17 protein-coding genes are annotated in these 17,142 nt (G+C 47.1%); 10 read left to right on the top strand and 7 right to left on the bottom strand.

All coding sequences use genetic code 11. The annotated features are described in order from the left end of the window. The first annotated feature begins 13 nt into the window (after positions 1–13). Together RT717_RS04300 and ffh are read left to right on the top strand one after the other, a co-directional pair. A complete protein-coding gene (locus tag RT717_RS04300; RefSeq protein ID WP_317490496.1) occupies positions 14–1,276 on the top strand; it encodes a DUF2264 domain-containing protein in 1,263 nt (420 codons plus the stop codon). A 108-nt stretch (positions 1,277–1,384) separates the two neighbouring features. Further along, positions 1,385–2,710: a signal recognition particle protein gene (ffh, locus tag RT717_RS04295; protein WP_317490495.1), complete on the top strand. Its 1,326-nt coding sequence runs from the start codon at positions 1,385–1,387 to the stop codon at positions 2,708–2,710. Positions 2,711–2,771: 61 nt separating this feature from the next. Here the strand turns inward: ffh and RT717_RS04290 are convergent, their stop codons facing one another. Together RT717_RS04290 and RT717_RS04285 are read right to left on the bottom strand one after the other, a co-directional pair. Beyond that, a complete protein-coding gene (locus RT717_RS04290; RefSeq protein WP_317490494.1) occupies positions 2,772–4,718 on the bottom strand; it encodes an ATP-binding protein in 1,947 nt (648 codons plus the stop codon). 70 nt (positions 4,719–4,788) lie between these two features. Beyond that, entirely contained in the window at positions 4,789–5,214 is a 426-nt protein-coding gene (locus RT717_RS04285; RefSeq protein WP_317490493.1) for a YciI family protein, read from the bottom strand. A 194-nt stretch (positions 5,215–5,408) separates the two neighbouring features. Between RT717_RS04285 and RT717_RS04280 the strand changes: the two genes are divergently transcribed. Genes RT717_RS04280 through RT717_RS04270 form a run of 3 tightly spaced genes read left to right on the top strand, consistent with a single transcriptional unit; the run spans position 5,409 to position 6,672 of the window. Then, the gene (locus tag RT717_RS04280) at positions 5,409–5,744 is read left to right on the top strand and encodes an ArsR/SmtB family transcription factor (protein ID WP_317490492.1); all 336 of its coding nucleotides are present in this window, start codon (positions 5,409–5,411) and stop codon (positions 5,742–5,744) included. Beyond that, positions 5,737–6,231: an SRPBCC family protein gene (locus RT717_RS04275; protein WP_317490491.1), complete on the top strand. Its 495-nt coding sequence runs from the start codon at positions 5,737–5,739 to the stop codon at positions 6,229–6,231. The genes RT717_RS04280 and RT717_RS04275 overlap by 8 nt, the downstream gene beginning before the upstream one ends. 12 nt (positions 6,232–6,243) lie before the next feature. Then, positions 6,244–6,672: an SRPBCC family protein gene (locus RT717_RS04270; protein WP_317490490.1), complete on the top strand. Its 429-nt coding sequence runs from the start codon at positions 6,244–6,246 to the stop codon at positions 6,670–6,672. Positions 6,673–6,760: 88 nt separating this feature from the next. On the opposite strand, the gene RT717_RS04265 is transcribed toward RT717_RS04270, so the two are convergent. Together RT717_RS04265 and RT717_RS04260 are read right to left on the bottom strand one after the other, a co-directional pair. Continuing rightward, complete coding sequence (locus RT717_RS04265; RefSeq protein WP_317490489.1) at positions 6,761–7,492, bottom strand: YoaK family protein; 732 nt, start codon at positions 7,490–7,492, stop codon at positions 6,761–6,763. Positions 7,493–7,679: 187 nt separating this feature from the next. Next, a complete protein-coding gene (locus RT717_RS04260; protein WP_317490488.1) occupies positions 7,680–9,104 on the bottom strand; it encodes a DUF1593 domain-containing protein in 1,425 nt (474 codons plus the stop codon). A gap of 83 nt (positions 9,105–9,187) precedes the next feature. On the opposite strand from RT717_RS04260, the gene RT717_RS04255 reads away from it, so the two are divergent. After that, complete coding sequence (locus tag RT717_RS04255; protein WP_317490487.1) at positions 9,188–9,361, top strand: hypothetical protein; 174 nt, start codon at positions 9,188–9,190, stop codon at positions 9,359–9,361. A 47-nt stretch (positions 9,362–9,408) separates the two neighbouring features. Here the strand turns inward: RT717_RS04255 and RT717_RS04250 are convergent, their stop codons facing one another. After that, a complete protein-coding gene (locus tag RT717_RS04250) occupies positions 9,409–10,386 on the bottom strand; it encodes a pyruvate dehydrogenase complex E1 component subunit beta (RefSeq protein WP_317490486.1) in 978 nt (325 codons plus the stop codon). 430 nt (positions 10,387–10,816) lie between these two features. Here RT717_RS04250 and RT717_RS04245 point away from each other — a divergent pair, with 430 nt between their 5' ends. Beyond that, on the top strand, positions 10,817–11,203 hold the full coding sequence (locus tag RT717_RS04245; RefSeq protein ID WP_317490485.1) for a GxxExxY protein: 387 nt from the start codon (positions 10,817–10,819) through the stop codon (positions 11,201–11,203). A gap of 67 nt (positions 11,204–11,270) precedes the next feature. On the opposite strand, the gene metG is transcribed toward RT717_RS04245, so the two are convergent. Beyond that, complete coding sequence (metG, locus tag RT717_RS04240) at positions 11,271–13,340, bottom strand: methionine--tRNA ligase (protein ID WP_317490484.1); 2,070 nt, start codon at positions 13,338–13,340, stop codon at positions 11,271–11,273. A 158-nt stretch (positions 13,341–13,498) separates the two neighbouring features. On the opposite strand from metG, the gene RT717_RS04235 reads away from it, so the two are divergent. From RT717_RS04235 to RT717_RS04225, 3 genes are all read left to right on the top strand, one after another. Beyond that, positions 13,499–13,816 (top strand): MmcQ/YjbR family DNA-binding protein, encoded by a 318-nt coding sequence (locus RT717_RS04235; protein WP_317490483.1) that lies wholly within the window; start codon positions 13,499–13,501, stop codon positions 13,814–13,816. Between the two features lie 112 nt (positions 13,817–13,928). After that, on the top strand, positions 13,929–15,740 hold the full coding sequence (typA, locus tag RT717_RS04230; RefSeq protein ID WP_317490482.1) for a translational GTPase TypA: 1,812 nt from the start codon (positions 13,929–13,931) through the stop codon (positions 15,738–15,740). An 85-nt stretch (positions 15,741–15,825) separates the two neighbouring features. Continuing rightward, positions 15,826–16,176 (top strand): hypothetical protein, encoded by a 351-nt coding sequence (locus RT717_RS04225; RefSeq protein WP_317490481.1) that lies wholly within the window; start codon positions 15,826–15,828, stop codon positions 16,174–16,176. Positions 16,177–16,260: 84 nt separating this feature from the next. On the opposite strand, the gene fabD is transcribed toward RT717_RS04225, so the two are convergent. Further along, positions 16,261–17,136 carry an ACP S-malonyltransferase gene (gene fabD / locus RT717_RS04220; RefSeq protein ID WP_317490480.1) on the bottom strand — a complete coding sequence of 292 codons (876 nt, stop codon included), beginning with the start codon at positions 17,134–17,136 and terminating at the stop codon, positions 16,261–16,263. Positions 17,137–17,142 lie beyond the last annotated feature (6 nt).

Genomic DNA, 17,142 nt, shown 5'->3' with positions numbered 1-17,142 from the left:
AGTAACTAATACCATGGAAAGAAGAAACTTCATAAAAAATGCCGCTGGCGTTGGCGCACTTGGCTTAATGACACCAGCTTCTCTATCTGCCTTCCCCAACGGCGCAGAAGTAGCCGCTGAAGACGACAGAACTTATTGGGTAAACATGCTTGTCAAAATAGCAGATCCTGTGCTGACTAACCTGGCAGCGGGCACGCTGAAAAAGAACATGCCAGTGGAGTGCAAAGAAGGACAGGAAACCTCTAGAAGGCAGGTCACCTACCTTGAAGCCTTCGGGAGGCTGCTTTCTGGAATGGCTCCCTGGCTGGCATCAACGAGCCTAACAGGCAAGGAAGAGGATCTGCGAAAAAAATATGCTGACCTTTCAAGAACAGCCATCGGCAAAGCGGTAGATCCTGGCTCTCCTGATTTTATGAATTTCACGGAGCATGCCCAGCCCCTGGTAGATGCCGCCTTCCTGGCCCACGCATTGATTCGTGCCCCAAAAGAGCTTTGGGAATCCCTCGATAGCGCCACAAAACTTAATCTGAAAAACGCATTTGTCTCCAGCAGAGTGATCAGGCCCTACCACAGCAACTGGATTCTTTTCAGCGCCATGGTGGAAGCCGCCCTGGCCAAATTCTACAATGAAGGCGACGCTGTAAGAATAGAGCTCGCAGTTAGGCAAATGGAAAGCTGGTACAAAGGCGACGGTGTTTTTGGAGATGGCGAGGATTTCCACTGGGACTATTACAACAGCTACGTCATCCAGCCTTTTCTTTTGGATATCACCGCCACAATGATCCCCTTCGACAAACGCAACGATCAGTACTTTCAAAAGGCATTTGACAAGTTCCTGAAAATCGGGCAGCGTTATGCCGCCATTCAGGAGCGATTGATTATGTCTGATGGTTCCTTCCCGCCAATTGGCCGCTCGCTACCCTACCGAATCGGTGCCTTTCAGTTGCTGGCGCAAATAACACTAATGGAAAAGCTTAGCGAGGGTATATCACCGGCCAGCATCCGGTCGGCGCTTACCACTTCCATGAAAAAAATAATGGGGGCAGAAGGCACATTTGATAAAAATGGCTGGCTCACTATTGGGTTCTGCGGGCACCAGCCTGCGATTGCCGAAGGATACATCTCCACCGGCAGCCTTTATCTTTGCTCCATGGCTTACCTCCCACTCGGATTAGCACCTGATAACAGCTTTTGGGCTGCACCAGCAGCAGACTGGACTTCCAAAAAGATATGGAATGGTGTAGATGTGCCCGCCGACCATGCGATGTCATTGTAGCCGGATTTCGATTGTCCGCCAGCCTGTTTACGTAAACACTTATCCGATTGATTGCATGCACACTTGCGCACTTTGTTCTATCTTTGCACCTCAAAATAGCATTGAAGCATGTTCGATAGTTTAAGTGTAAAGCTCGACAGAGCGATTAAGACCCTCAAAGGTCAGGGAAAAATATCAGAGATTAACGTTGCCAGCACGATCAAAGAAATCCGTCGTGCGCTGGTAGAAGCCGACGTAAACTATAAAGTAGCCAAAGAAGTAACTGACGGCATCAAAGAAAAGGCCCTTGGCCGTGATGTGCTTATTGCTGTTTCTCCGGGCCAGTTGCTGACCAAAATTGTGCACGAGGAGCTCACCAGCCTCATGGGCGGCTCTCAGGCCGATATCAACATCACTGGTGATCCGGCAGTGATTCTTATATCAGGTTTGCAGGGTTCTGGTAAGACGACCTTCACTGGCAAGCTAGCCAACAGATTGAAAAAACAAGGTCGCCAGGTACTGCTGGTGGCTTGCGATATTTATCGTCCTGCGGCAATCGACCAGTTGAAAGTGCTGGGCGAGCAGGTAGGCGTAGAGGTATATGCAGAGCCTGAAAACAAAAATGCTCTTCAGATTGCCCAGAATGGTATCGCACAAGCGAAGAAGACAGGCAAGAAAATAGTGATTGTCGATACGGCCGGTCGTTTGGCTGTCGATGACCAAATGATGGCGGAGATTGAAGGTCTGAAAAAATCGCTCAAGCCCACTGAAACGCTTTTCGTAGTCGACTCGATGACAGGTCAGGACGCTGTAAACACGGCCAAAACCTTCAACGAAAGACTCAACTTTGACGGCGTAGTGTTGACTAAGCTGGACGGTGACACACGTGGTGGTGCGGCACTGTCTATCAGGGCCGTGGTTGACAAGCCTATCAAGTTTATTTCCACGGGCGAGAAAATGGATGCCATCGACCTGTTCCACCCCGACAGGATGGCCCAGAGAATCTTGGGTATGGGTGACGTGGTTTCATTGGTAGAAAAGGCCCAGGAAGCCTTCGATCAACAGGAAGCCGACAGGATCAATAAAAAGATCCGCAAAAACCAATTTGGCTTTGATGACTTCCTTTCTCAAATCGATCAGATCAAAAAGATGGGTAACATCAAAGACCTGATGGGTATGATTCCAGGCATGGGAAAAGCCCTGAAGGATGTGGATGTCGATGATGATTCATTCAAACCTATTGAGGCGATCATTAAGTCGATGACACCTAAGGAGAGAGAAAATCCGGATCTCATCAACGGCAGCCGCCGTCAGCGCATTGCCAAGGGAAGTGGCACCAGCGTTCAGGAGGTGAACAACCTGATGAAGCAGTTTGAGCAAATGCGCAAGATGATGAAAACGATGAACAAAATGGGAGGAGCAAAAGCGGCGCTGGGCAACATGATGAGGCGCTAATCTTGAGCTAAGGGCTTGTTGTTTTTCCAACTTTAGCGCCGTTGAGGTGGTTGGCGATATCCTATGACGCCGTGGCAACGGGAATATAGAGTGTGAAAACGGAGCCTTTCCCCTCTTCACTGGACACTTCCACCCTGCCTCCGTTTTTCTTTATAAAGTCATTCACAAGGTACAGTCCTAGCCCTTTACCCTTTTCGCCGTCGGTGCCCAATTCTCCTTCACTCTGTTTCAACGGGCTTTGAAACAGTATACTTTGCTTTTCAAGCGAAATACCGGTTCCGTTATCTTCTATTTTCACAGCCACCATGTTTCCTTCGGAAAAGGTGCCGATACCGATGTGCCCGCCTGTAGGCGTGAACTTTATCGAGTTGCTTAGAATATTCCTAATGCAAAACTCCAGCTGATCCCTGTTTGCTGACACCATCAGGTGGTTGCCAATTTCTGACTGCAAAACAATTCCTTTCATTCGCAGCTGCTCAGCTGCCACCTTGACCACAGCTTCTATGGCTTTATTTACTTCAAAAGCATCATTTATTCCGGGAGCCTGATTAATCTCTGCTTTCGCCCAAAGAATGATATCATCGGCCAGCGAAAGTGTCGAGGTCAGTTGCGAGTCAAACTTTTCAAGCACATCCTCCATTTCCTGATCAGAAAAATTTTTGTAGCTAGTCTTCAACATCACCACAAACTGGGCCAGGGTACTTATGGGGCTGCGAAGGTCGTGAGATATGATGGAGAAGAACTTGTCCTTTACCCGCACCAACTCTTCAAGCTTTTTCGATTTCTCTTCTATCAATTCGTTTGTTGCGGCCAGTTCCTCGGTATACTTCTTCCGCAGCCTGCCTGAACGAACCAAAAGAAGTGCCAACATACCGAGCAAGGCAATGGAAAACACAAAAAAGTAAATCTGATATTGCTGCAGCGTAATCCTTTCTTCCTGCAACCGCCTTTCCTGCTTGAGCAGCTCATTCTCATTGGCCACCTTTATCGTTTGAAGCACTTGCTCCATCATATTGGCCATTTCTATTTTTTGCTGCTCGTATATTTTTTCGTTGATAAGACTGAAAGCATCAAAAGTTTTGTCTGCCAACTCATATTCCTTGTAGAAAAAATAATGGTTAACAAGTTGTGTGTAGGCCCGCCGTTCCTGCGAAAGCAGCACGTTATCTCCAGCTAATAAAAGGCCCTGCTTAAGCATTTTCTCCTCGTCAGACCTCCGCCCCCATTGGTGATAAATTTTAGCCAGCATCAAGTAAACATCAAATGTGGCTTCTTTTTGAGAATCTTTGCCCAGCTCGTCGGAAATAGCCAGCGCCTCCTTGAAATATCCTTCGGCACCTTTAAAATCTTTCCTCTCAAAGGCAATTTGTCCAAACACCTTGTAACATGATGTTAACACCTGCTTATTCTCCACCTCCATGAAAATCTTTGTAGCCTGCTGGGTAACTTGTTGCGCTGTTTTCAGGTCGCCTACCAGAAGGTAGTTCTCACCAAGATTATGAAGAGTGACACCATAACGCTCTGGCATATCAAGCTTTACATAGATATCAGCGGCCTTTTTTTGATATTCAATGGCTTTGAAGTAGTCAAGCTGCCATCTGTACACATGCCCCATGGAAATATAACAGTCGGCCACTCCTCTTTGCGAGCCAATTGTCTCGAAAAGTGCCTGCGCTTTCTCCAACAGTTGCACAGCAGTGACAAAATCCTGACGTATCGCATAGCTGCTTCCAAGGTTTCGGTAGGCATAGGCTTCACCGTTCACGTAGCCAATTTCCACACTTAGTTCCAGTGCCTCACGTCCGTAAGCAAATGCTTCGAGAATAGAAACAAACTGATTTTCAAGGGCCAGTCTGTTGAGCATATCAACTTTTACACTGTCCAAGCCGGTATAGGCTCCGTTTTCTGCTTTCAATCTATCAATAGTGCTCGCTTGCGAAAAAACAGCGGCGGGCATAGAAAGCAGAACAACAAAAAGAAAAACTTTGGTTGGCCGGATAAATCTCAAGGTTATAAGCAATGTCCTCCCGAAGATAAGCCGCCGACGCAATTATTACTACTAATGTGTTGATTTTCAGTTAGCGCAACATCCCTCCTTTAACGCACCACCAGGGATATATCTTCATGACCAGCCAGCCTGCTTTTACGGCCGGATCCATCGCCACCAGCTTTTTCACCTCCTCCAAAGAGGTTACGTTGAAGACCAAAATCCCCCTGAATTCATCTTCGGACTCAACTGGCCCAGCCAGGTTTACATAGCCATTGCTTGCCATCCAGTTGATATGCGCCAGGTGCTTCTCCTGAATGGCCGCCGCTTCTTCCTTCGTCTGGCTTCTGGTTGGGCCGCTATTGAGCATCACAAAAAAATACTTTTTCATGATGTCCGTTGTATCTCCTTCCTGCATTTCAAAGTACTCAAAGCCATCGGCATCTTTTTGCACACCCTGAGCAGCGACACTAAATACAGAGGTGCAGAAGAGGATCATGATCAGGTATCGTCTCATAGTCAAAAATTAAGGTAGTCAATGAATGAATTTACAATTATTCAGCGGCCTCGCATTTTTAACACCACTGAAACCCAAGAATTTGCCGCCAGAAGCGTCCAAAACCAGCCTCAGGCAGCTATTGAAAAAAATGGGTAGTCATATTAGGAAACTAAAAGGTTTCCTTTGTATATTCGAAACCAAAAGGTTCCCTAATGCAAAGAGACGTATTCGCAGCCATAGCCGACCCCACAAGGCGAGAGATCATTACGATGCTGGCCAGCCAGCCTCTGAATCTTAACACTGTGGCCGACAAGTTCGACATCAGCAGGCCAGCGGTGGCCAAGCATTTAAAGTTACTGAAAGAGTGTGGACTGATCGATATTGAAAAAAGAGGCAGGGAGAGCTTTTGCAGCGCCAGGCTCGATGGATTGAAGGAGGTAACAGACTGGACAGCAAAGATGAGGGCCTTCTGGACGCAGAAGTTGGATGCACTTGAGATGTTTCTGGAGAATGGCCAAAATACAAAACAAGACAAAAATTATGAGTGACCTGCTAAACCCCGGAAAACTCACCAATGAACCCGATGGGTACAAAGTGGTATTCGAACGAGAGTTTCCGTTTAGTTCCGAAGCTGTTTGGGAGGCAATTACAAATCCCGACAAGCTGGCGACATGGTTCATGGCAACAGAAATGGAATTCAAACCAGGTGGCAAAATGGTCATCCGCTTTCCTGAACCTGACAATTCAGAATCATTTGGAAAAATAACCAGGATCATCCAGAGGAAGCTGTTTGAGTACTACTGGGAAGAGGAGCTTGTTACCTGGGAGCTTCAGGAGCTGGGTTCCGAACGATGTCTTCTTACACTTACGCATAGTAAAGTGGATGGGCAATGGGCAAAGTCCGTTCCGGCGGGCTGGCACTTTATGCTCGATACACTGGAGAAAACGCTGGAAGGCGACCAGGCAACACCAAACATACCAGACAAACAAGACAGCTTGAAGGCGCAGTACGCCGAAATGTATAATCATCTATAACCAAACAATAATATGGAAAAGACTCCATTTACCATCGAAAAAATATACAACGCACCCGCTAAAAAAGTGTGGGAAGCCATTACCGACAAAGACAAAATGAAGGTTTGGTACTTTGATCTGGCTGAGTTCAAAGCTGAGGTGGGTTTTGAGTTCCGGTTTAAAGGCGGCCCACCGGAAAAACAGTACCTGCACATTTGCGAGGTGACGGAAGTGATTAAGGAGAAAAAACTAGCCCACAGCTGGCGCTACGACGGAGAGCCAGGCATCTCTTACGTGACCTGGGAGCTGTTTGACCAGGGGAACTCCACGTTGGTGCGACTTACTCACGCCAACCTGGAAAGCTTCAATAGCGGCAATCCGGATTTGGTACCTGAAAACTTCGCCGCCGGATGGACGGATATTGTGGGAAGGAGCTTGAGAGAGTACCTGGAGGGGAAATAACAGCAATAATGACCCTCTCTTCACAGAAATAGCTGTGTCAGCCAGTAAGATCGTACGAAAGTTACGTCCATGGATTCGGGAGTAGCTTTCATTTTTGGCGATATTTTCTCTTAGCCCTGATCAAACTGTATCGAAAATCGTCGAATAGCAAGCTTAGCAATAAAACTACGGCAGCAAATACCAGCGTATTTAATTTCAGGTCGATTTTAGAATAGAAAAAACCGCCGGCAAGTCCTCCGGCAAAAAAGAATGAAATAATGTATATGCGCAGTTTGATGGTCGATTTGAGTTTTACCCTGTTCGGATGCGATTTAGGGAAGAGTAGCTGCGAAATTTCAATACCCAAGTCGGTGAAGAGCCCTGTAAGGTGAGTGGTTCTTACGATTGTGTTGGAAATTTTTGTCACATAAGAATTCTGAAGCCCCATGGCAAAAAGGAGTAAACAGGCGATGACATCAGGATAAGTGATGTCCACCACATTGCTCAGCAGACCTATAGAGAGCAAAACCAGAGACTCAATTGTTGTGGGCAAAACGTAAACGTTCCATTTTTTATTTTCCCGGAAGAGCTCAATAAGAAAGCTTGACAAGAAGGAGCCAAAGAAGAAAGAGAAAATGTAAAGGAAATACACCGTCCCTCTCCAAAACTCCAGATTTGACACGTCGTAGATAAACAGTGCGAAGTGGCCGGTTACATTTGTAGTTAACTGTTGGAGAGCCAAAAAACCAGTTACGTTCACAATGCCAGCTACAAAGGAAAGTACGGTGGCAATTTGCAGGTTATGCTTCAGTGTCCTGCTTTTACCTTGATGCCTGAACATTAGATGATCACTTTATTTGCCTATTGGTTGGATATAACACGCCTTCGCTTGCTATCCTCCAGGGCTCGCTAAGCTACTTGTTTTTTCTTCACAGCGAAAGGAATCCTTCAAATGTCCATCTCAGGCACCTTGCCCGGCTCGCAAACATGCCGGCAGCACAACAGAACTGATGACCTCAGTGCCTCCGCTACTTTGGCACAACAGTCACAATCACTCTTTTATACCTGGTCAATACCGGGCTCCCCTTGTCTGACAGTTTCAGGATGAAATGTAGTGTTTCTTCCTTGTCGACAACCGGTGCCTTCACATACACCCCATGTACGTTTTCAGCAGAGATATCTATTTGCTTCTTATGGCTGCCTGCCTCGGGGTAGTGGAACCAGAGAAAGCTGAGGTTATCGCCATCAGGGTCGGTAGAGCTGAAGGCATCCAGCGAAAAGCCCTCTCCTGACTTCACCGTCAGCCGATCAGCATGCTCCAGCACAGGCGTTGGCGGGTGGTTAGCTTCTTCATACGACATGGTGCACCAGTCCATTCTGGCAGCAAAGTCATTCTGAAAATCGTCTCTCCAGCGAAACAACGTGGCCTTGTTGTTATTGAAAGAAACGGTATCTCTGCGAACGGTGCGTCCGTACAGACTGGGCACATACGGCGTATAATTATCCTTTGTATCCGTCCATATCGGTCTGGTTTCAGGCTCAAACGGAACGCCTGAGCTTCCCTGCCTTAGTGTAGCGATATCTGGCTTGTAGAGCTCGTAGCGGCCACCCCAGCCACCCCATTCCGGATGCTCCGGCTCATTGAGCCCGTTAGGTATCAAACCCAGGAACGATGGCGTATCGCCTTCCATGCCCCAGGCCACGTCCGGGTATTCCACGCCCACAGGACCATGGCCTTGCTGAATGTTCTGCACTATCCACGGGTTGCTTATTTTTTCATTGTCTATGCCTTTAATCACGCTGTTGATGGCACTCCACGTGGCGCTGCCGTAGTGGTCGCCAGGACTAACAATGTAAAACAGGCTGGGGAAGCTATTCCTGATCCAAATGCCGCTGTCATCCTGGTCCGATATCGTATAAACCCGCAGCTTGGCGACGAGTCGCTTTGCTTCTGCGGGCGACTTGGTTTTCTGTATCTTGTGCAGGGCCTGGGCCAGTGTGTTCACGCCCCCCCAGGCTGTTACCCACAAAGGGCGGTCGTCCTTTTCCTCAAGCACTTTGATAATCCAATCTGACCCTTCTGAGTCCTTTCCATCGCCCACTCCCAACATGCCATATACCGGCAGCCCTTGCTTCACTATCGCCAGCAAATCTTCGGCTTCCGGAAAACCAGCTTCGTGCTTCAAAAGGTTAGGCTGAACCTTGCCGTAGGCCCTGATCACTTTCCGAATTGACTCCGGGGCCACACTTGTTTTCTTCCAGATGGAGGTGGTGGCTACCATTCCCTTTATGTCTATCACATTCGAGTACAACACCAGTCGGGCGAAAGATTCAATATCATCGGGTTCTGCCTCTATATCGGACAGGATAACTACCCGATGTTTTTGCACTGGCTGACTGAACAGGAGGCTGGTGCTAAGTATCAAAAAAAAGGGAGCAAGAAAATTCTTCATGGTGAACGTGTAGTCTAATCAATAATCAAAAAGTTAATTTAATCTCGGTTTCAAACCAAAACTACCTGTATGTGTAATTAAACATGATGAATTCCGAGATTTTAAATGTGTTTAACGAAAATCGTGAGGAGTTCAAACCCTACGGCATCACCTGCGAGGTGTGGACGCCCAGCCTGATGCGAAGACCCGACCGTCACAACGAAATTGGACTCAACTATTTTGGAGAGGAAACAATTATCGATCTCTTTAAGGCATAAAAAAAAAGGCCCATTGGCGGGCCTTTTAACTTCAATGTTTTTATTTCTTAGCGATACATCACCGCATTCACAGCATCAATCGTCTTCTTTGCGTTCGGCAAAATGAACTCTATCAATGTAGGAGCGTATGGCAGTGGCACATCCAGATTGGTTACTCTTCTTACTGGCGCATCCAGGTAATCGAAAGCGTAGCGCTGGATGTGGTAAGTGATTTCTGAAGCAATAGACGCCAGAGGCCAGGCTTCTTCTACAATCACCAACCTATTGGTTTTCTTCACCGAATTCACCACTGTATCGTAGTCGATAGGGCGTACGCTCATCAAGTCGATAACCTCGGCTGAAACTCCTTCCTGCTGAAGGGCATCGGCAGCTTCGAAAGCCACTTTCATCATTTTACCAAAAGAAACGATGGTTACATCATTTCCCTCTCTCACCACCTTGGCTGTGCCGAGCGGAATGAGGTATTCACTTTCAGGCACTTCACCTTTGTCGCCGTACATCAGCTCCGACTCCATGAAAATAACCGGATCGTCGTCACGGATGGAAGACTTAAGTAAGCCTTTGGCATCGTATGGGTTGGATGGCACCACCACCTTCAAACCAGGAGTGTTGGCAAACCAATTTTCAAAGTTTTGTGAGTGCTGTGAGCTCAGCTGGCCTGCATTTCCTGTAGGTCCACGGAAAACGATAGGCACATTGAACTGCCCACCCGACATCGACATCATTTTGGCAGCGCCGTTAATGATTTGGTCGATGGCTACCAATGAGAAGTTAAAGGTCATAAATTCTATGATTGGTCGCAGCCCGTTCATAGCGGCACCAACACCCAGTCCACCAAAGCCTAATTCAGCAATTGGCGTGTCGATCACTCTTTCTGGCCCAAACTCATCAAGCATACCCTGGCTTACCTTGTAGGCACCATTGTATTCGGCCACTTCTTCCCCCATAAGGAATATTTTGGGGTCTTTTCTCATCTCTTCGTTCATCGCCTCACGAAGGGCTTCTCTGAATTGTATTTCTCTCATCGTATAGTCTTTCTAACGGCGTGCTAAGTTAATATGGGTTGGTACAAGAAACAACATGGATTTTGATAAGCGAGGAATATTGCTCGCAGAGACGCAGGGGCGCTAAGGAAGAAATATTGCTCGCAGAGGCGCAGGGACGCTAAGGGAGGAATATTGCTCGGAGAGGCGCAGGGACGCTAAGGGAGGAATATTGCTCGCAGAGACGCAGAGGCGCTAAGGGAGGAATATGGCTCCAGAGACGCAGAGGCGCTAAGGGAAGAGAATGTTTCCAGCAGAAGTGCAGGAATATCAGAAGAGGAGATACCTACTCAAAAGCGCCGGGGAATCCACGGCGAATTGAAATTGGAGCTGGATAAATGTCACTCCAAGCATACTAATACCTTACATGTGAGTCAAATGCACTATTTTACGTTCAAAAAAATGAATAAATATGACAACACTACACGAAAACGACATTTCCAGAATTATTGTAAATAAACTATATGAAATACACAGTCAGCTCGGTCCTGGATTATTCGAGACAGTATATGAGACCATTTTACATCATGAACTGACAGCTGACGGACTCAAAGTTGAAAAGCAGATAGCCATACCCGTGGTCTGGAAAGGTATAAAGATGGATCAAGGTTTTCGGGCAGACTTGATTGTTGAGGACAAAGTCATTGTGGAGATTAAATCCATTGAGTCGCTGGCTGACGTCCACAAAAAACAGCTTCTGACCTACCTAAAGCTCACCGGACTGAAATTAGGTCTGCTTGTCAACTTCAACGAGTCCTTAATAAAAAACGGCATTATAAGGATTGTCAATAACCTATAGCAGACCAAGTAAAGCCTTCGAGCATTCCTTTTTTCTGCGACTTTGCGTCTCTGCGAGCAACTAAAAATTAGCTGATGGTCGCTCCCGGATTTGTTACCGCATTGGCCTGCAACAGTCTCAGGTTACCCTCTTCATCCTCAGCCGACAAAATCATGCCCTGCGATTCAATGCCCATCATTTTGCGGGGGGCCAGGTTAGCCAGCACCACTACCTGCTTTCCTATCAGGTCTTCGGGTTGATAATGCTTGGCAATGCCACTTAAAATAGTGCGCTTATCGATGCCTGTGTCGAGCAAAAACTTGAGCAGCTTGTCTGACTTGGGCACTCTTTCGCACTCCAGCACAGTAGCCACTCGCATGTCTAGCTTGGTGAAATCATCATACACTATCTCTTCCTTAAGCCCGGGTACCTCCATCTTTTCTGCTTTTTTTATTTCGCCTGCTTTTTCGGCAGGACTGTTTAGTTTCTTTGTTGCTTCCAGCTTTGCTATCTGAGCCTCCACCACATCGTCTTCTATTTTTTCGAACAGCAGCGTCGCTGCCTCCAGCTGGTGCCCGGCCGCTAAAAGATCACCTTTTCCAAGGTCACTCCATTTGACGCCTTTCTGGTTGAACATGCCACCCAACTTACTGGCAGTGAATGGTAAAAAGGGCTCACACACCACCTGCAGCGTGGCTGCTATTTGTAAAGCGATGTTCATGATGGTTTTCACACGCTCAGGGTCAGTCTTGATCAGCTTCCAGGGCTCCGTGTCGGCCAGGTACTTATTACCCAACCTCGCCAGATCCATCAGCGAAGCCAACGCTTCCCGAAATTTGAACTGCTCGATAGAGCCGGCAATCACTCCCGGGAATTCCGCCAACTTAGCCAGCGTTTCTTCATCAAACTGGAAAAGCTCTCCTCTCTCAGGCACCTTGCCCTCATAATATTTATGAGTAAGCACCACTGCCCTGTTCACGAAGTTGCCAAAGATGGCCACCAGCTCACTGTTATTTCTTGTCTGGAAATCTTTCCAGGTAAAGTCATTGTCCTTGGTTTCCGGCGCATTGGCGCAAAGCACATAGCGCAGCACGTCCTGCTTACCCGGAAACTCCTCCAGGTACTCGTGGAGCCACACTGCCCAGTTGCGGCTCGTGCTGATCTTCTGCCCCTCAAGGTTCATAAATTCGTTGGCAGGCACGTTGTCGGGCACCACAAAATCGCCGTGCTCCATGAGCATGGAAGGGAAAATGATGCAGTGGAAAACGATATTATCCTTACCAATGAAGTGCACCAGGCGGGTGTCCTCATCCTTCCAGTATTTCTCCCAGTCGTTGGGCTTCAGTTCCTTTGTGGCGGAGATATAGCCAATGGGCGCATCGAACCACACGTAGAGCACTTTCCCTTCAGTATCTGGCAACGGCACTTTCACCCCCCAGTCGAGGTCACGAGTCATGGAGCGAGGCTGCAGGCCCTGGTTCAGCCAGCTTTTGCACTGCCCAAACACGTTGGTTTTCCACTCAGGGTGGCTGTCTACGTACTTTTCAATTTTAGGCTGAAGCTTATCGAGCGGCATGTACCAGTTTTTGGTGGGCTTCAGCACCGGTTTCTCACCGCTCAGCATAGAACGGGGATTACCTAGCTCCTGAGGACTTAGGGTACTCCCACATTTTTCGCACTGATCGCCATAGGCGTTTTCGTTGCCGCAAGTGGGGCATGTACCTACTATGTACCTGTCCGCTAAAAACTGATTGGCCTTTTCATCGAAATATTGCTCGGTGGTTTGTTCTTCAAAAATCCCCTTCTCATAAAGATTAAGGAAAAAATCCTGCGAGGTCTTATGATGAATCTCCCGGCTTGTGCGTGAATAGGTATCGAAAGAAATACCAAACTCAGCAAAAGAGTTCTTAATGATGTCGTAGTATTTATCCACCACCCCCTGAGGCGTTGTTCCCTCATTGCGGGCTTTCAGCGTAATGGGTACGCCGTGCTCATCCGTTCCACTCACAAACACGATATCCTCCCCCATTGAGCGCATGTACCTCACATAGATGTCGGATGGGAGATAGCAGCCTGCCAAATGACCTATGTGAATGGGGCCATTGGCATAGATCAATGCAGCGGTAACGGTGTGTCTTTTGTAAGTCTTCTTAGCCATTATTCTTGGTTTGGGCTGCAAAGATAGGGGAAAGAGTGAAAGTGTTTAAGTGTTGAGCTACTAAAGTCGGTACAAAGAATCCAACGGACACAATTTCATTTTCGGTTTGCTTTAACAACGTATTTATTAATTTGCTGAGCACATCAACTGGATTTGCTTTGGTAACCATAGAGGTATTTAGAAAAATTGCGTCGTCGTTTCCGGGGGTCGAAGAAAAACCTCATTTCGACAGAGCTGCGTTCAAAGCCAGGGTGATATTTGCTACCCTTCATGAGGCCAGCCACACTGCCAACCTCAAGTTCAACGAAGTAGATCAATCGGTTTTCTGCGAATTTGAAAAAGGGGTATATGCGGTTCCCAACAAATGGGGCCAGCAGGGCTGGACTACGTTTGAGCTGGATAAAGTACCAGAAGAGCTTATGAAAGATGCACTGGAAACAGCTTACAAAGAATCACTAAAAAAGAAGACGAAATAAACTAAGCGCCTGGCTTTCTGTTCACTCATCTTGCCTTTGAAATTACTATTTCTTAACATGCCTTCTTTTAGCCATGTTTTATTCGTACCTTTGCGGGCGAATTTCTAAAGACATGTCTAATAATATCCGTAATATCGCTATCATAGCGCACGTTGACCACGGTAAAACTACTTTGGTTGACAAAATCATCCACCAGTCCAAGCTTTTCAGGGAAAACCAGGAGTTTGGGGACTTGATCCTTGACAACAATGACCTGGAAAGAGAGCGTGGCATCACCATCCTGTCGAAAAATGTATCTATTCGTTACAAAGACGTTAAGATCAACATTATCGACACCCCTGGTCACTCCGATTTCGGAGGTGAAGTAGAAAGGGTGCTGAAAATGGCTGATGGCGTGTTGCTTTTGGTGGATGCCTTTGAAGGCCCCATGCCTCAAACACGCTTTGTGTTAAGCAAGGCGATTGCACTGGGACTTAAGCCCATTGTGGTCATCAATAAGGTAGACAAAGAGAACTGTCGGCCTGACGAAGTACATGAGCAGGTGTTTGAGCTAATGTACAACCTTGATGCAACGGAAGATCAGCTGGATTTCAGAACTGTTTACGGTTCTTCGAAGCACGGCTGGATGAGCCACGACTGGAAAGTGAAGACAGAGGACATCACTGCTTTGCTCGACACGATATTAGAAGTAATTCCTCCAGCTCCTTTGAGAGAGGGCTTGCCACAAATGCAAATCACTTCTTTGGACTTTAATGCCTACACTGGCCGTATTGCCATTGGCAGAGTATTTCAGGGCAAACTTGTTGAAGGTGCCACTGTGGGTCTTTGCAAGAAAAACGGTGTTGTTAAGAAAGTGAAAATTAAGGAAATCAGTGTATTCGAAGGCCTGGGAAGGCTGCGTGTACCTGAAGTTTCCGCTGGTGATATTTGTGCGCTTGTAGGCATCGAAGACTTTGAAATCGGTGACACTATTACAGACGCAGATAATCCGCAGCCACTGCCAAGAATATCTATTGATGAGCCTACCATGAGTATGCTCTTCACCATCAACAACTCGCCTTTCTATGGTAAAGAAGGTAAATTCGTGACATCACGCCACGTAAGAGACCGACTTTTCAGAGAAACTGAGAAAAACCTAGCCCTTCGAATTGAAGAAACTACATCAGAAGACAAATTCCTCGTGTACGGCCGTGGTGTACTCCACTTGTCTATTCTTATCGAAACCATGCGCCGTGAAGGCTATGAGTTTCAGGTAGGCCAGCCGCAGGTGTTGTTCAAAGAAGTTGACGGCATCCGCAACGAGCCAATCGAACTTCTGGTAGTTGATGTACCTCAGGAGTCAGCTGGTAAGGTAATCGAACTCGCTACGCAAAAGAAGGCTGAGCTTAAGATTATGGAGCCAAAAGGCGACTTGCAGCACCTGGAATTTGAGATTCCTGCCCGTGGCATTATCGGACTAAGAAACAGTGTGCTTACGGCCACTCAGGGTGAAGCCATCATGACGCACCGATTCCTGAGCTACCAGCCTTACAAAGGCCCCATACCTGGCAGGATCAATGGTTCCATCATATCAGTGGACACCGGAAGCGCTACTGCCTACAAAATCGACAAACTTCAGGACAGAGGCACTTTCTTTGTTGATCCGGGAGATGAGGTGTACGGCGGCATGGTCATTGGAGAGCACTCAAGAAATAACGACCTTGTTGTGAACGTTCAGGAGGGCAAAAAACTTACCAACGTAAGGGCATCCGGAACTGACGATAGTGCGAAGATCTACCCAAAAAGAAGGTTCTCTTTGGAAGAAGCACTGGAGTATATCAAGAAAGACGAATACGTGGAAGTGACTCCTCTCTCTATCAGGATGAGAAAAATCTATCTTGATGAAAATGAGCGGAAACGCATGGACGCTAAAATGTCGGAGTAAGGTTATTCCGAATTTTTCGTAAACCGCAAAAGTTAAAAGGCTTAATTTAGGGATAACAAGTAAATGTTATCCCTTTATTTTTGTGATGAACTTCGAAAACCTAGACAGCTTATACCGGAGCAGCCCTGACGCTTACAGGCAGCTACTCGAATTTATGTACCAGGAGTTTGAAAAAGCTCAGGGCAAAATAACCTCAAGCATTGAAAAGGGTGATTCTACCGCCTTTTCTCACCTAAAGCATAAGATTTTCTCTACACTCAACACGCTTGAGTATGCAGAGCTCATGGACGCACTTACTCAAGTCACAAGTTTCTATGAAGGCGACAAAAACCTGCACACCGAAGCACTGACCCTCAGGCTGAATGACCTTTTTCAACAACTTTTCCAACGCCTTGAAGACAAGATAGCCGAGCTAGATGAATTGAAGGTGATGTAATATTTTGTGAACGTTTCAAGAAAAGCGCCCCACAAGGGGGCTATTCACATAACAATTTGAAGATCAGCTTTTAATATTTACAGATCACAAACTACCCGCAGAAACCTCGGGTGAAATTTTCTTCACAAGCCCCTGAAGTACCTTACCCGGGCCGCATTCAATGAAGTTGATGGCACCATCGGCCACCATATTTTGAACCGACTGTGTCCACTTTACAGGAGCTGTAAGCTGGGAAATCAAGTTCTTTTTAATTTCATCAATGTTAACCGATCCTTTGGTCGTTACATTTTGATAAACCGGGCATATTGGCTGAGAGAAATGAGTCGCCTCAATAGCAGCTGCGAGCTCTTGCCTGGCTGGCTCCATCAGCGGAGAATGAAACGCTCCTCCAACAGGCAACACCAACGCCCTTTTTGCCCCTGCCTCTTTCATTTTCTCGCAAGCAATTTCTATCCCTTTCACAGACCCTGATATAACCAACTGACCCGGGCAGTTGTAGTTGGCAGGCACTACTACCTCGCCAGTAACTGAAGCACAAACTTCCTCTACCTTTGCGTCGTCGAGTCCCAGCACCGCTGCCATGGTGGACGGCGTCAGTTCACAAGCTTTTTGCATGGCGAGCGCCCGCTTGCTAACAAGGCGAAGCCCATCTTCAAAAGAGAGCGATTTATTGGCAACAAGTGCCGAGAATTCGCCAAGAGAATGGCCAGCTACCATGTCGGGTTTGAAATTATCTGAAACCATCGCCATTACCACTGAATGTATAAAGATGGCCGGCTGGGTGACTTTAGTTTGCTTTAGCTCTTCATCAGAGCCACTGAACATGACATCTATAATCCTGAATCCCAGTATTTCGTTGGCTTTTTCGAACAGCGCTTTTGCCTTTTCATTGGTGTCGTACAGCTCCTTGCCCATTCCGGAAAACTGAGCCCCCTGCCCTGGGAAAACATATGCATTCATAGTGGA

The organism is Imperialibacter roseus, from assembly GCF_032999765.1.
Taxonomy (GTDB): domain Bacteria; phylum Bacteroidota; class Bacteroidia; order Cytophagales; family Cyclobacteriaceae; genus Imperialibacter; species Imperialibacter roseus.
Note: the sequence above shows the minus strand (reverse complement) of the source record. Positions and strands in the feature narration are given on the sequence as shown.